Source organism: Paenibacillus sp. JCM 18996, assembly GCF_055392555.1.
This window is the reverse complement of sequence record NZ_AP043884.1, coordinates 1,267,712-1,281,983: the sequence shown is the minus strand read 5'-3', so window position 1 is coordinate 1,281,983 and position 14,272 is coordinate 1,267,712. Positions and strand designations below refer to the sequence as shown.

General features: G+C 52.0%; 14 protein-coding genes. 13 read left to right on the top strand and 1 reads right to left on the bottom strand.

The genetic code is table 11. From position 1 onward, the window contains the following. Nucleotide 1 precedes the first annotated feature (1 nt). From ACZ5N7_RS06305 to ACZ5N7_RS06285, 5 genes are all read left to right on the top strand, one after another. Nucleotides 2-1,357, top strand: coding sequence for a ribonuclease H-like domain-containing protein (locus tag ACZ5N7_RS06305; RefSeq protein WP_464658272.1), 1,356 nt, complete (start codon nucleotides 2-4; stop codon nucleotides 1,355-1,357). A gap of 168 nt (nucleotides 1,358-1,525) precedes the next feature. After that, nucleotides 1,526-2,335: an Fpg/Nei family DNA glycosylase gene (locus tag ACZ5N7_RS06300; RefSeq protein WP_464658271.1), complete on the top strand. Its 810-nt coding sequence runs from the start codon at nucleotides 1,526-1,528 to the stop codon at nucleotides 2,333-2,335. Nucleotides 2,336-2,348: 13 nt separating this feature from the next. Beyond that, nucleotides 2,349-3,182 (top strand): deoxyribonuclease IV, encoded by an 834-nt coding sequence (locus ACZ5N7_RS06295; RefSeq protein WP_464658270.1) that lies wholly within the window; start codon nucleotides 2,349-2,351, stop codon nucleotides 3,180-3,182. A 25-nt stretch (nucleotides 3,183-3,207) separates the two neighbouring features. After that, on the top strand, nucleotides 3,208-3,972 hold the full coding sequence (locus tag ACZ5N7_RS06290) for an ABC transporter ATP-binding protein (RefSeq protein WP_464658269.1): 765 nt from the start codon (nucleotides 3,208-3,210) through the stop codon (nucleotides 3,970-3,972). 3 nt (nucleotides 3,973-3,975) lie between these two features. Beyond that, nucleotides 3,976-5,022, top strand: coding sequence for an SAM-dependent methyltransferase (locus ACZ5N7_RS06285; RefSeq protein WP_464658268.1), 1,047 nt, complete (start codon nucleotides 3,976-3,978; stop codon nucleotides 5,020-5,022). Nucleotides 5,023-5,272: 250 nt separating this feature from the next. Here the strand turns inward: ACZ5N7_RS06285 and ACZ5N7_RS06280 are convergent, their stop codons facing one another. Continuing rightward, entirely contained in the window at nucleotides 5,273-5,530 is a 258-nt protein-coding gene (locus tag ACZ5N7_RS06280; RefSeq protein ID WP_464658267.1) for a DUF1292 domain-containing protein, read from the bottom strand. A gap of 128 nt (nucleotides 5,531-5,658) precedes the next feature. Here ACZ5N7_RS06280 and ACZ5N7_RS06275 point away from each other — a divergent pair, with 128 nt between their 5' ends. From ACZ5N7_RS06275 to ACZ5N7_RS06240, 8 genes are all read left to right on the top strand, one after another. Next, nucleotides 5,659-6,951, top strand: coding sequence for a C40 family peptidase (locus ACZ5N7_RS06275; protein WP_464658266.1), 1,293 nt, complete (start codon nucleotides 5,659-5,661; stop codon nucleotides 6,949-6,951). A gap of 81 nt (nucleotides 6,952-7,032) precedes the next feature. Continuing rightward, the gene (locus tag ACZ5N7_RS06270; RefSeq protein ID WP_464658265.1) at nucleotides 7,033-8,625 is read left to right on the top strand and encodes a serine/threonine protein kinase; all 1,593 of its coding nucleotides are present in this window, start codon (nucleotides 7,033-7,035) and stop codon (nucleotides 8,623-8,625) included. A gap of 229 nt (nucleotides 8,626-8,854) precedes the next feature. Beyond that, nucleotides 8,855-9,958: an AAA family ATPase gene (locus ACZ5N7_RS06265; protein WP_464658264.1), complete on the top strand. Its 1,104-nt coding sequence runs from the start codon at nucleotides 8,855-8,857 to the stop codon at nucleotides 9,956-9,958. Continuing rightward, nucleotides 9,942-11,213: a CpaF family protein gene (locus ACZ5N7_RS06260; protein ID WP_464658263.1), complete on the top strand. Its 1,272-nt coding sequence runs from the start codon at nucleotides 9,942-9,944 to the stop codon at nucleotides 11,211-11,213. Before ACZ5N7_RS06265 ends, ACZ5N7_RS06260 begins: the two co-directional genes overlap by 17 nt. Further along, nucleotides 11,210-12,172: a type II secretion system F family protein gene (locus tag ACZ5N7_RS06255; RefSeq protein WP_464658262.1), complete on the top strand. Its 963-nt coding sequence runs from the start codon at nucleotides 11,210-11,212 to the stop codon at nucleotides 12,170-12,172. The genes ACZ5N7_RS06260 and ACZ5N7_RS06255 overlap by 4 nt, the downstream gene beginning before the upstream one ends. A 4-nt stretch (nucleotides 12,173-12,176) precedes the next feature. After that, the gene (locus tag ACZ5N7_RS06250; RefSeq protein ID WP_464658261.1) at nucleotides 12,177-13,037 is read left to right on the top strand and encodes a type II secretion system F family protein; all 861 of its coding nucleotides are present in this window, start codon (nucleotides 12,177-12,179) and stop codon (nucleotides 13,035-13,037) included. 18 nt (nucleotides 13,038-13,055) lie between these two features. After that, the gene (locus ACZ5N7_RS06245; protein WP_464658260.1) at nucleotides 13,056-13,289 is read left to right on the top strand and encodes a Flp1 family type IVb pilin; all 234 of its coding nucleotides are present in this window, start codon (nucleotides 13,056-13,058) and stop codon (nucleotides 13,287-13,289) included. Next, complete coding sequence (locus ACZ5N7_RS06240) at nucleotides 13,286-14,272, top strand: TadE/TadG family type IV pilus assembly protein (RefSeq protein ID WP_464658259.1); 987 nt, start codon at nucleotides 13,286-13,288, stop codon at nucleotides 14,270-14,272. The genes ACZ5N7_RS06245 and ACZ5N7_RS06240 overlap by 4 nt, the downstream gene beginning before the upstream one ends.

Below are 14,272 nucleotides of genomic sequence, written 5' to 3'. Positions count from 1 at the left end.
TATGAACGGATTAAGGGAAAGGCTTAACCGGTTGAAGAAGAGCGAGCCGGAGAAGGCGGTCCGCAGAACCGAATCGCTTGGAGCGGACTGGGACCGTATGAACGCCCGGCTGCAGACAAACGAAGCAGGCTCCTTCATCATGAGGGAACGCGTTTATCCGCTCCACCATATGCATGGCCGTTATCCACTGGGGAAGCTGTCTGGAGAATCGCATTTCCTGTCCGCCTTTCATCCTCATCAGGAAGTAAGCTGCGACAGGCTTCTCTTTTTTGACACCGAGACGACCGGCCTTGGAGTGGGCGTGGGCAACGTCCCGTTTATGGTCGGTATCGGGTTTTATACGGAATGTGAATTTACCGTACAGCAGCTTTTTATCCGCAATCCCGGCGAAGAGCTGGCAATGCTGCAGCACCTGAAGGACAAACTCGATGCATCTACGCATCTGGTTTCATACAACGGAAGAACCTTCGACTGGCCGATTTTGAAGAACCGCTATGTGATCAACCGGTTAGAACCGCTCGAGGATTGTTTGTTGCACCTAGATTTTCTGTATCCTTCCCGGAGCTTGTGGAAAAGCACGCTGCCTTCATGCCGGCTGAGCAAGGTTGAGGAAGCGCGGCTGGGCTTTTTCCGTCAGGATGATGTGCCCGGATCCTTGGCCCCCGCGCTCTACTTCCAGTACCTGGCAGAGAACGACGCCACTCTTATTGAAGGGGTGTTCGTGCATAACGAGTACGATATTCTCTCCCTCGCCGGACTCGCTATACATTTCGGTCTCCTGCTTCAAGGAGAGGTCATTTTCAGCGATATGCATCCCGATGAAATTTACCGTACCGGGGCTTGGCTAGAGAGAATGGGGCGCAAGGAGCAGGCGGAGGACGCTTTTCAGTATTTAATGGACCATAGTGCGAGCTACAAAGCGGGTGGCTATCAGCTGCTGCTGGCCCAGCACTACAAAAAAAAAACCGACTACGAGCGGGCTGTCGCTCTATGGAGAGGATATGTCGACGAGAAGCACGCGGCTCCTTCGGCGGTAATAGAGCCATACATTGAGCTCTCCATGTTTTACGAACACCGGGCCAAGGACTTTCGCTCTGCTCTGAAGTACGCCCAGTGGGCCTTGGATAGGCTTTGGAAGCGGCAGTCTCTGTCCAGGCCGGCCAAGGGAATTAATAATCTGGAGGCCGTCCGGGAGCTGGAAAAAAGGATTGAGCGGATTAAAAAAAAGATGGCAGCGGACAGTGAAGCAGGTTCCAAACGGGCTGCCGTTGCATCGGGAAACAGAGGTTCCAGGAGGAGCAAGACAAGGTACGAGGGCGTCTATATGGATTCCTTGTTTAAAGAAGCCGGCTACTGACAGGGTGTCAATACTGCGGGGACTTCATTTCCTGCCGGTATTGCTCGGGCGGAACGACAGGCGGGTGAGGAAGCGGCTGCCCATTGTTGAATATTTCCAGCCTGCAAAGGAACACTATCTGATAGCAGCCACCAACTCTCGTAAGAGAGCGAGAAGAGGGAATGATCCATGCCTGAACTTCCGGAAATGGAAACTTACAAGATACTCCTGGCGCCTAGAATAGCGGGTAAAGTCATCACAGGCGTGGAGATCGGACGGGAAAAATCGTTAAATGTGCCGGCGGAGCATTTTATACAAAATGTGCGCAGTCATACCATGGTTACCATTGACCGGCGGGCGAAGCAGCTGCTGTTTCATTTGGATAATGGACTCGTACTTTTGCTGCATCTGATGCTGGGCGGATGGATGTTCTACGGCACGGAACAAGAAAAGCCGGACCGCACCGTTCAGGTGAAGCTGTCTTTTGGCGACCATCATTTGTTTTTTCTGGGGCTCAGGCTTGGCTATTTGCATATGCATACGGAGCGGGACGCCGCTGCGCGGCTGTCCAAGCTGGGGCCGGAGCCTTTGGAACGAAACTTCGGGCTGGAACAGTTTATGGCCAGGATCACAAGCAAACGCGGCAGCGTCAAAACGGTGATGGTCGATCAGGGCCGAATCGCCGGAATCGGCAACTGCTATGCTGATGAGATCTGTTTCGATGCGGCCATTCGTCCCACGCGGAGAACGGAGGAGCTGACCGGCGAAGAGCTTGCCGCGCTCTATCGCTCCATGCAGACAGTGCTGAACGAAGCGATACGGTACGGAGGGTACATAGAACGGCCGCTTGCTTTGGATGACGACCTCACGGGTAATTATAATGACCGCTGCAATGTATACGATAATGAAGGAAAGCCCTGCCCAAGGTGCGGTCATACGGTAGAGCTGCACGAGCTGAATTCGCGCAAATGCTTTTACTGCCCTAACTGCCAGCGTTAAAGGATGATGTCTCATGTTTATAGGCAGCCATGTCAGCATAAGAAAAGGATTTTTGGGCGCCGCCAGAACGGCCGCTGCAATCGGCGGTACGGCTTTTCAATATTTTCCGAAGAACCCCAGAAGCCTGTCGGTCAAGGAGTTTGATCACGCGGATGCGGAAGCTTGCGCGGCATTTTGCCGCAGGGAAGGGATAATATCCATCGCCCATGCCCCTTATCCCGCCAATTTGGCCGCCGAAGATCCGCATATGCAAGAGGTTACGGTGCAGTCGCTGCTGAACGATCTGGAGATCGTGGAAGCGTGCGGTTCCATTGGTCTGGTCGTCCATTTCGGGAAATACAAAGGAAAAGACCCGTTACAAGGGTACAAAAATATTATACAATTACTGAACCGGGTCACAGCGGAATGGCATGGGAACGCGCTGGTGCTTATAGAAAACCAGGCGGGTGAAGGCACCAATATGGGAAAGACGCTGGAAGAACTGGTGCAAATCCGCAATCTGGCCGACCATAATGAAAGAATCGGCTTTTGCCTGGACAGCTGCCATACGTTCGCAAGCGGGCTGTGGAATGGCTCGAATTGGGCGCAAATTGAAGCCAGAGGAGAGGAGCTAGGTTTTTTTGAGCATCTGAAAGCGCTGCACCTGAACGATTCGGTGTATCCTTCCGGTTCCGCCCGCGACCGTCATGCAACCATTGGCAGAGGGCAGATCGGGGAAGCGGCGATGAAAGATTTGCTGAGTTCCCCGCATGTGGCGCGCATACCGGTCGTGCTGGAGACCCCGGATTCCGATTCTCACGGGGAGGAAATCGCTTATGTACGCGTTCTGGCCGGCTTAAGCAAATAATCGCGTTGGAGGGTGGGGGAGAAGAATGATTCGGTTATCGGATGTCCATTTTATAAGGGAACGGCGTCATATTCTTAAGGATGTCAATCTACATATCCGGCAGGGGGAAAACTGGGTAATTCTGGGCCGAAACGGCTGCGGAAAAACTACAATGCTGGAGTTGATGAACGCTTATCAGTTTCCAAGCTCGGGGACTGTCCATGTGTTGGGCCATCAATATGGTCAGGTAGAGGTTAGGGAAATGCGCAAATCCATTGGCTACATAAGCCAATCGCTGGTAGAGAAACTTGCGCTGCGCGACCCCGTCTGGGAAATCGTGGCGGGCGGCCAATTCGGAAACCTCCGGTTTTATGAGAACATCACGGACGAAGTGAAGCAAAAAGCGGTGGATTGGCTCGATCGCGTCCAGCTCAAGCATACTGCAGAACAGCCTATGGGCGTTTTATCGCAGGGTGAACGTAAAAAGGTGCTGTTAGCCCGGGCTTTACTGGCCGAGCCCTCGATTCTGATCATGGATGAGCCGTGCTCCGGATTGGATTTGTATGAAAGAGAACGGCTGCTGCAAACGATCAGCGCCCTTTACACCAGCAATGTGACTATTGTTTACGTAACTCATCATATTGAGGAAATTATGCCATTGTTCACTCATGCTGCTCTTGTGGAGGAAGGACAGATTATCGCGGCAGGCCCCAAAAAAGAAGTGCTGACCGCCCAAAATATAGAAAGGGCTTATCAGGTTCCCGTGTCTTTGGAGTGGACGAACGATAGGCCTTGGATAAAGGTGCTGTAATCGATGGAACTATCTTTACTGACGGCTTCCGGCTCACGCTTCATCGGAACGTCGAATCACGGCTTTGGGCAGTATGCCCAGGAAGAGGTCCGCAGGTTGATTCCGGATGCCAAATTTCACGCAATCGTACCGACAGAGGTCGTTCTGATCGAAACATCGAGTGACGCGCGGACGGTTATCGACAGGATAAAAAACAATAAACCGATGTTTCTCAGGCACCTCCAGCCGGCCAATTTAGCTGTCGAGGCTGAAGGCGGCGAGCAAGATTTGCAGCGTTTAAGGGAGCTGCTGGCAGGGCGGATTGACCTCCCGGAGGACAGTAAAGTGGCGGTGCAGGCCCGTAAGCAGGAGGGACTTGATCTAGTTTACCCTTTACTTGCGGTTAAAGAAGCAGCGGACCAGGTGCTCGCATCCGAATATAAAGCGGAAACCGTAGTACGGGATGCGGACTACATTTTGTCCATTTACATTACCGGCAAAGCGATATATGTCGGGCTTTCCTCACCGGAAGACAATCTGTCCGACTGGTCCGGCGGCGCAATCCGGTTCCAGAGGGAAGACGGGCAAGTGTCCAGGGCCAAATTCAAGCTGCTTGAGGCCGAGCATGTGTTTGGAGTAGATTTTTCCGCGTTCCGACATGCATTGGATATCGGCGCGGCTCCCGGCGGCTGGACGTCTTTGCTTCTGGAAAGGGGACTTAAAGTGACCGCCGTGGATCCGGCTCATCTGCATCCAGGCCTGCTTGACCACCCGTCTCTCACCTTTCTGCAGAAAAACGCCGACGAGGTGAAATTTGCCGCCGAGACGTTCGATCTGCTCGTATGTGATATGAGCTGGAGCCCGAGGCAGATGGGCAGGCTGATTGCCAACCTGCTGTATGCTCTGCGCAGCGGAGGGACAGCCATTATTACAGTGAAGCTGATGCACAAAAAGCCGTTCCAGACGGTGAGAGAGCTCACGGAGCGTTTTGCGGACAGCTTGACGCTGTGCGGCGCCAGGCAGCTTTTTCATAACAGGGAAGAGCTGACTCTTTACTTGGTCAAAGGCTAGGACGGCGCTGTGGAAAGAGAATCAAGCTCACCTTGGGGGCAAGCACGGCGTTGTGCAGAGAGAAACAAGCTTATCTGGGGGCAAAGGCGATGCTATGTAAAGAGAAACAAGCTCTTCCTGCGAGCATGGTGAGCTGGTTGTTATTTTGCGGTAGGCAGGAAATCATGTAATGCTCTTTATGGATAATGGGGCCCCCAAAAGTGTTGGAGCAGTTTTGCAATGGGCTGCTTCACTTTTGGGGGCCTTGGTATTAATCTTCCGCAGGAGCGGCTTCAACGGCAATTTGATAGGCATTCAGGATCGACTCGGCTTCCTCGGGATCTTTTATGCCCACAAGGTACTGGTCCTCCTCATCGCCTTCGACCCGCATCAGCACGAGGTCTTCTTCCCTTTTCAGCAGTGCGTAGGTGTGCTCTTCCATATCGAACAGCGCCTCTACGTTGTACTCATGTTGATGTCCGGCCTCGTCCTCTACAATGACCTGGTCCCTTGCTTCATCTTCAGCCATGCCGCTAAGCCTCCTTAAAATTCGAGTGAACAAGTATATTATTCCCCATTACCTGCAAAAAAGCGGCGGGAAAAATATTTTCTGCAAAAGGTGCTCCACGCGCTTCGCTTTTTTTGTATGATAAAGCTATGAATAAATTTAATCGTGCAAAATCCGCTGTCGGCCTATCGGTTATGCTGCTGCTGTGCGTTATTTTTTATGGGTTTGATTCTTATCATCCTGTGCCGGACAAGCCGGGGGAGAACACAACCCCAACCATTGCCCCGTCCATTTTGCAAAAGGAGGAGCAGCTTCATCAGCCGGAGGGGGCAGAGACAGCCACGCAGACGGTAGATACAGTGAGACGAAACGGTGTGCAGGCCAAGGAGGACTCTGTGCAATCAACCGAGTTTCAAGCAATGGAGGAGCCTGCACAGCTAACGTCTTCACAGCTCCAAAAAGATCCGCAGCCGGCCCGTCTCTCTTCCGCAAAGCCATACAGCTGCATGAATTCTAACGCATCCGTAGATGAGCATATTGCTTATGTCAATGTTTCCGTGGCCACGCTATGGAAACAACCGCAGATGCAGCGTAAAGTGGACATTCTTTCCATGGAGCAGCCTGTCCGTGTATTGGAGTGGACCCGCAAAATGAGCATCCCGGACAAACTGTGGCTCGTAGGAAAGACGGAGACGCAGGCTTTGCTGGGTCAGGCTGTCTATACTTTGGAGGAGCGGGGGGAGTGGACGAAGGCTGCTGTGATCAATCAGTCGACACCTCTTCTATCACAGGGCTATCCTGGCTGGCTTCCTTCGCAGCAGCTAACGAAAAAAGCCGGCGTGGAATCCGGCGGTGCATGTCCCAAGGTGGTGGTACAGGCTAAAACAGCGTGGCTGTACAACGATCCAAGCTTAACGGAACGGTACCGTCAAATCAGTTTTAACACCGTTCTGCCGCTGGCGGCAGAAGACGGGGACATATTGACCGTTGCGACACCGGCGGACGGGTTCAAATGGATCGACAAGAAGGATGTCTTGATCCGCGGCGGCGAGGCCGGAAAGGCTGTGACGGGACAAGAGGTTTCCGAGCTCGCCCGGCAGTTTTTGGGCTTGCCCTACCTATGGGCCGGCACCTCGGGATTTGGCTTTGACTGCTCCGGATTTACTTATTCCCTGTATGGCTTTTATGGGATTTCCATTCCAAGAGACGCCAAAGACCAGGCAAAGTTCGGCCAAAAAGTCGACCCATCTCGGCTTAGTCCAGGAGATTTGTTATTTTACGCACGCGAGGAAGGAAAAGGGGCTGTTCACCATGTCGCCATGTATATCGGAAACGGCCAAATGATCCATTCGCCCAAAACCGAACGCTCGGTGGAGATGATTTCCATGAATACGCCTGAATATGCCGTTGAATATGCCGTTGCCAGAAGGGTGATACCCTAGGGCCATACAAAAAATAGTAGATAAAATAGCCCTTTCCCGCTATAATCAGAGTGCATTTTTATTTACAAAGGAGAGGATGCAGTGAAAAGTGTAAAGCCGGGTGAAGTGCTGGCTGGCCGTTACAAGATAGTGAAAACGATTGGAGAAGGAGGGATGGGTAGTGTATTTTTAGCGGAGGATGTGAAGTTGGCCGGCAAGGAGTGGGCGGTAAAGGAGATTCCACAGCGCCCCGAGGATGTTCCCCATTTTCTGGAGGAAGCCCAAATGCTGGCCCGCTTAAACCATCCGCAGCTGCCCCGGATCGTAGATTATTATGTGGTGGAACCGGACAACGTGTGCTTCGTGGTGATGGATTATATCGAGGGGCAGACGCTGCAGGCGTGGTTCGCGAATAGGCAGAAGAAGGCCGACGCTGCGTCAGTCCTGTCTTTTGCCGTGCAGTTATGCGATATTTTACATTATTTGCATTCGATTGAGCCTGAGCCTGTCATATACAGGGATTTGAAGCCTTCCAACGTGATTATCGGACAGGACGGCCGCATCAAACTGGTTGATTTCGGGACGGCCCGCAGCTATAAGGCAGGTCAGAACTCTGACACTGTGCCGTTAGGGACGATAGGATTCGCTTCACCGGAACAACTGCACGGATTTCAGACGGATGCCCGCTCGGATTTATACAGTTTGGGCGCTTTTATGTACCATTTGCTGAGCGGCGGCGGATATTATTCGGTGTCGCGCATATCTTTGGGAAAAATAAATACGGCCCTGCCCATAAAGCTGATTGACCTTGTAATGAGCCTGCTTGCGGAGGACCCGCGCTCCCGCCCCGGAGGGGCCTTTGAAGTAAAAGAACATCTTGAGGAGCTGCTTGGATCAGTACGGAGCAAATCTGTGAAGAGCTGCAAAAATCTTTCGATGGATCCCAAAGTTATCGTAGTGGGAAGCCTCTACCCTGGCGCCGGGGCAAGTTTCACCGCCGTATCGCTGGCCAGAATGCTGAACCGTTGGGGCATCTCTCATGCTGTCATGGAGCATCCTGCCGTTGAACCGGAGCTGTATACTTTGCTTTTCGGAGACCGCCATGCGCCAAAAGACTATCTTTCCCGCGGCGGGAGCACCGTCTGGACTGACGGGTTTACGCAGTGGCTTGCTCTGCCTCCGGACGGCGTTATAAAAGAATGCGAGCAGCCCGCCCCAAGCATTCTTTATTGGCTGAACAGCGCTAAAAAGCCCATCCGCATTGTGGACATCGGCTTCAAGTGGGAACAGGAATCAGTAAAAGAATTGTGTGACGCGGCGGATCTGCTGCTGATTGTTGCGGAGGATTGCTCCGTAAAAATCAACAGGCCATCGTCAGCGGCTGTTCTGCAGCGCATGGAGAAGTATTCTGAAAGCGGACAAAAAGTCCAGCTTGTCGTTAACCGTGCCGTCTCTCCAGCAGGAACAAAAGAGTGGCTGGAGCATTTTGCCGGCTGGAAGGTGCTTTCGCTGCCCGCCATAGCCGCTGAGGAAGTGGCTTCAGCCGTATGGAAGGGGCGCTGCGTGCAGGACAACCCGAAATATTTGGAGGAAGCTTCACGAGGTTTTTCCGGTTTATGGAAGGAAGTTTTCACGGAAGGAATCCCGAATGCCAAATCAAAGGGAAAAATTTTATTTAAGGTATTTTCCACTTAGGTATTGCTAAATGATTCCAACAAGAGTTATAATAGCATCAAAATTAATTTATCTGCAAAGCGGAAGCACCGCTAATGCCTACGGGCGTTAGGGTGCTTTTTTTCGTTGTCAGGAGGTGGTTATGATGGAGAGGAAGCACAAAATACGAGTGGCTGCGGCGATTGCCGCGATTGCCTGTGTGCTAACCGCGAGCGGCCTCGTACAAATGTGGGGTTAAGGGGAGAGGAATGTGTCAACCAAGCAGATTTGCATTATCGATCCGGACACGGATTATGTGGAATGGATTGCGGCTTATGCCAGAACAGCTACCGTCAATGGTGCCTGCAGCGTACGCTGTTTTACGGAACCCGCTGCAGCCGCTAATGTCTTGAAGAACCGCAACGAAGAGAGGACAGTTTTATTGAACGAGAAGTGGAAGGAGTGGGGCGAGAACAATTTACAGGAAGATTATTGGATCCTGACAGAGAGCGGCGGAGCGGCGGAGCCGTTTTATTTGTACAAATACCAGCCTTTGGATAAGCTGTTCTCTGCCATTGTGTCACGGTCTTTAGAAAGAAGAAACCGCCCATCTTCGGATAAACCGCGCTCCGTGAAGGTCATCTCCATTTACTCGGCCGTGGGACAATGCGGAAAGACGACAACGGCCTTGAATTTGGCAAGAGGGCTGGCTATGCAGGACAAACGGGTGTTTTACCTGAATCTCGAGCTGCTCGGTCCGACAGTAATCCCGAGTGCCGCACCGGAAACGCAGCCGTTTGAAGAAGTTTTGTACTACATTCGGACCCAGCCGGCCGTCGTGCGCAATAAGCTTGAACAGGCTGTCATACGGGAACCTTCCTTGAGATTTGATTATTTGCCGCCTGCCGAGTCACTGTCGGAGCTTCAGGAAATGACGGCTTCAGACACCTCGTCGCTTATCAAGGCGATCTCTGAGTGCGGATACGACAGCGTCATAGTCGACCTGGAGTCATCCGCCCATCCTAGAGCTTTGGGAGCTCTGTCTGAAAGCGACAGCGTATGGTGGATTGTCACGGATGAAGCTGCGTGTATTACAAAGACGAGGCTACTGCTTGACCGATGGAGAGGCCTGGACACGGAAGCTGCGGCGGTGCTTAATGCGGTATATTTTATCCAGAACAAGTGCCGGGGAAACGCATCCCATGGCCTGTCGGCATCCGGCCACAACCTAAGCGGTCAATTGCCGTACATCCCGCAATGGAAGGCGGCTTCTTCCTCAGAATCGCTGTTTCACTCCGAAGCGTTTAACCGTCAGCTCATGCATCTGGCTGCGTCCCTGGAAATTGCCCATAGGGGTGATGAAGTTGCCGAGTGAGGCAGTGCCGCACCATTTGAAAACGAGAATTTCTGAGCGTCTGGATCTATCCCATACCACTTCGGACGAGCAGCTTATAGAAACGATTGAGGAGGTGGTTTTCGAGCATTCCAGGGCATTTCCCTTGACGGCGAACAGGAAACAGCAATGGGTGCGCCAATTGTATAACAGCTTTCGGGGGCTTGACGTTCTTCAGCCTCTCATGGATGACCCCTCCATAACGGAGATTATGGTGAACGGCTGCGACCGGATTTTCATTGAGCAGGACGGCGAAGTGAAAGTTTGTGCCGAGACTTTTGAGAATCAGGAGAAGCTCGATAATATAATTCAGGCCATTGTTTCCAAAGTGAACCGGGTGGTGAATGAATCCTCGCCAATAGTAGATGCCAGATTAAAAGACGGTTCACGGGTGAACGTTGTGCTGCCGCCGGTCGCTCTTAATGGTCCTACCTTAACTATCAGAAAATTTCCCGAGAAACCAATGTCTATGGATGATTTGATCGGTAAAGACGCAATTACCCCTGATGCAGCGGATTTTCTGAAAATGCTGGTAGCGGCCAAATATAACATTTTCATCGGGGGCGGGACTGGCTCGGGCAAAACCACTTTCCTGAATGTGCTCTCGAATTTTATACCGCAGGATGAAAGGATTATTACAATTGAAGATTCGGCTGAACTGCAGATCAGGAATGTGCCGAATCTGGTGTCTCTGGAAACGCGTAATGCGAACACGGAAGGCAAAGGAGAGATTACGATACGCCAGCTGATCCATTCTTCGCTTAGAATGAGGCCCAACCGGATCATTATCGGCGAGGTCCGGGGTGCCGAAGCGCTGGATATGCTGCAGGCGATGAATACCGGGCATGACGGCTCACTCAGCACAGGCCATGCCAATTCCACGGCGGATATGCTGAGCCGGCTGGAGACGATGGTGCTGAGCGGAGCGGCCCTGCCGGTGGAGGTGATCCGCAAGCAGATCAGCTCGGCTGTCGATATCATGGTGCATTTGTCCAGAATGCGCGACCGTACCAGGAAAGTGACGGAGATAAGCGAGATAGCCGGAATCGAAAACGGGGAAATTGTGCTGAATCCGTTATTCCGGTTCGAGGAAAGGGGGGCAGCTGCGGGAGGTAAAGTGATAGGGGGCTTGATAGCTACAGGCAGTAAACTGAACCATACATGGAAGTTAAGAATGGCTGGACTCTCTGAGCAGCCCTTGTGGAATTCTACTCACCGGAAGGAGGGGGGAAGTTGATATGGCTCTATGCGGTGCTGTCCGGCGGGGTTTGCTGGCTGGCATTCCAGCTGTATGATCGAAGGCATAAGCCGCCCGACGGTGAAGCTTCGCTTGGAAGCTTTCTGGGAATGCCTTTGGGGAAGCTTCCTTTATCCAGACAGAAAGCAGCGCAGGTTTTACCCAAGCAGAATGCTGCAAGAGAAAAACTGCCGAAGGACAGGGCGGCTGCATCGGTGCTGGTCAATTATTCCAGCTATGAAATGAATGCCAGGGAAATCGTTGTGTCCGCGTTATGCGCCGCAGCAGCTTTTGGATTCATCGGATTCGTTTTTTATAAATTGGCTTCTGTAGCATTGCTGTTTGCACTGATAGGCCTTCTGTTTCCGAAGGTTCGTAAGAAGCAGCTTGCCAAAAAGCGGCTCCAGCTGCTCAGTCTTCAATTCAAGCAGGCGTTAAATGCGCTTTCTTCTTCGCTTGTGGCCGGAAAGTCCGTTGAAAATGCCTTTCGCGATGCGGCTGTCGATCTGCGGACTCTGTATCCGAGCTCTGATTGCCACATTATCCGCGAATTGGAAATTATTAACCGGCGGGTGGAGAACGGCGAACAGATTGAGGCAGCGTTAGCCGATTTTGCCCTCAGGGCGAATCTGGAGGACGTAACGAATTTTGCGGACGTTTTCTCCACATGCAAAAGAACAGGTGGGAATCTCGTTCAAGTCATCCGCAGAACATCCTTAATTCTTAGCGAAAAGCTGGATGTGCAGCAAGAAATTACTGTCATGATCGCCCAGAAGAAGCTGGAATCCAAAATATTGACTGCTGCTCCCGTCCTTATTGTTGCTTTATTAAGCTTGAGTTCGCCCGAATACATGAGTCCTCTGTACAGCGGACGAGGATACTTGATCACCACTCTAGCGTTGCTGGCACTTATGGGCTGTTATGCGGCCGCGCAAAAATTGATGAATTTGAAGGTGTGATTCCATGTTCCTGCAAATCCTGTTAGTCGTCCAGGCGGCGCTTCTATTGATGCTGTGGCTGCGGGCAGGAAACAAGTACAAAGCGTTTCTCGCAGAGTACGTTCCGCATAAGCGCAAGAGATGGATTTTTGCGGGTCCGCTTTTACTGTTGGATAGATTCAATCTGCCGGATTTGTTCTCGGACACGTTCTCCAAAATCTATGTCCATATGAACGGCCTGCATGGCGGAAAGCTTGCCCATGCGGAAAGCCGGCTTTTTACCGCCAAAATCCTGCTCGGCTGTATCTGCTCTATTCCTTTTTCCACGCTGCTGGCGATTATCGCGGGAGGGGATGCGGCTTGTTTGGCCCTAGGTTTGGCGTGTGTCGTGCTTATACCTTTCCTGATGCTGAGAGAGCTTGAAAAAACGTCGACAGCCAGAAAAAGATCGATCCTGCTCGAACTGCCGGAGATGCTTAATAAAATGATTTTGCTGGTGAATGCGGGAGAGACGGTACAGAAAGCGTTGATGAAATGCGTTGACATGGGATCGGAGCGTCCCCTGCAAAAGGAGCTGCACCTCTTATCCAACGAGCTGCAGATGAATTCCTCGCTGACGCAGGCGATGGATAATTTCAACAAACGCTGCGCACTTCAGGAGGTGTCCAGTCTAGTAACTACAATTCTTTTGAATCACCGGAGGGGAGGGGACGAATTCGTATTCGCATTGAAGGAGCTTTCGCACATGCTGTGGGATAAGCGCAAAACGGTGACCAGAACGTTGGGGGAGGAAGCTTCATCCAAGCTCGTATTTCCAATGGTGGTCATATTTATGGTAGTCATGGTACTCGTGGCGGCACCTGCATTGTTGGTTATGAATCCATAATTTAGAGGAGGAAGAGTAATGAACGATTGGAATTTAAAAAGGGCAGTAACGCGATTTTGGAAGGAAGAAGAAGGACTTGGCACATTGGAAATTCTGCTGATTGTAGCTGTATTGGTGACATTGGCCATCATATTCAGGAAGTGGATCGTCGGCTGGTTTAACAAGCTGATTGGCGACGCCAACAGCGACATGCAGAACAATACTGCGGTTACTCCCTGTCAGCCAAGCCCTACGACAAGCTGTTCGCAGTGACAGTCTCGGCGGTAAAGGGATTTTTTAAGGATAGACGCGGCAGCTTTACGGTGGAAGCTTCGCTCCTTTTCCCTATGGTGCTGCTCTGCCTTTTCGCCGTGATGTTCATGGTGTTATACGTCTACCTGCAGGCCTCTCTGCACCAAGCAGCCTCGCTCGCCGCTGACCGGGCTGCTTATGCGTGGGATAACAGCTTCAAGCTGCCGCTGACCGGAGCTTATCCGGTTGGCAGCTACGACGGATTATATTGGAGAACTGTTGAAGACGACGCGTTTGCGGGGCTGCTCGGGTCAAAGTCCACCGCGATACAGATACCGGGCACATCTGCCTACCGCCAGGGTCCGGAGAAAAAGCTGCAGAAAGCGGCTGGAAGCCAGGCGAATGGCGTGACCGGGACATTGACCTACATCAACAGATGGATTGACAGGCAGGTAAGAGCCGAGTTGCACCAACCTTTCCGCGCTCCTGATCTATTGTCCCGCTGGCTGCCTGAAAAAGAAGCGAAAGCTGCCGCTGCAGCGAGGATAGTGGATCCCATCGAATACATAAGGAATGTCAATCTGGCCCGAAGCTATTACCAGACGATCAAAGGCAGGATCTCACCCGCCGAGGCTAAATCTCTTATGAAAGAACCTGCACAGGGACGGGACATGCCCAAGATCACATCGGAGCGGCAGGCGAGCGAATACTTAAGGGATTTGCTTCAAGCCAAGGAAGGCATCTACACGTTAAAAGCGGGGAACATCAGAGTGATTGATGCGCTGGACGGGAATGGAGTGGCCCATCAGGCTTATTACAATTTTACGGAGAATCAATTGGCAAGGGAACAGATGACGAAAGATATCGAGATGTTAAGGTCCTCCGCGAGCATCAGAGGAGTGGTGTGGCATTTTTTCGGACCCAACGGCCAGGGAAAGGCAGGGCCTTCTGAAAGCTTCCGCCGCGAGCTCGAAAAGAACGGCATTCTCATAGTGCTGCATTAA

Excerpts from the sequence above, each read along its gene's own strand:
- ACZ5N7_RS06305 (WP_464658272.1), top strand. The coding sequence starts at position 2 with ATGAACGGATTAAGGGAAAGGCTTAACCGGTTGAAGAAGAGCGAGCCG.
- ACZ5N7_RS06245 (WP_464658260.1), top strand. The coding sequence starts at position 13,056 with ATGAACGATTGGAATTTAAAAAGGGCAGTAACGCGATTTTGGAAGGAA.
- ACZ5N7_RS06300 (WP_464658271.1), top strand. The coding sequence starts at position 1,526 with ATGCCTGAACTTCCGGAAATGGAAACTTACAAGATACTCCTGGCGCCT.
- ACZ5N7_RS06260 (WP_464658263.1), top strand. The coding sequence starts at position 9,942 with ATGAAGTTGCCGAGTGAGGCAGTGCCGCACCATTTGAAAACGAGAATT.
- ACZ5N7_RS06285 (WP_464658268.1), top strand. The coding sequence starts at position 3,976 with ATGGAACTATCTTTACTGACGGCTTCCGGCTCACGCTTCATCGGAACG.
- ACZ5N7_RS06250 (WP_464658261.1), top strand. The coding sequence starts at position 12,177 with ATGTTCCTGCAAATCCTGTTAGTCGTCCAGGCGGCGCTTCTATTGATG.
- ACZ5N7_RS06275 (WP_464658266.1), top strand. The coding sequence starts at position 5,659 with ATGAATAAATTTAATCGTGCAAAATCCGCTGTCGGCCTATCGGTTATG.
- ACZ5N7_RS06290 (WP_464658269.1), top strand. The coding sequence starts at position 3,208 with ATGATTCGGTTATCGGATGTCCATTTTATAAGGGAACGGCGTCATATT.
- ACZ5N7_RS06280 (WP_464658267.1), bottom strand. The coding sequence starts at position 5,530 with ATGGCTGAAGATGAAGCAAGGGACCAGGTCATTGTAGAGGACGAGGCC.
- ACZ5N7_RS06295 (WP_464658270.1), top strand. The coding sequence starts at position 2,349 with ATGTTTATAGGCAGCCATGTCAGCATAAGAAAAGGATTTTTGGGCGCC.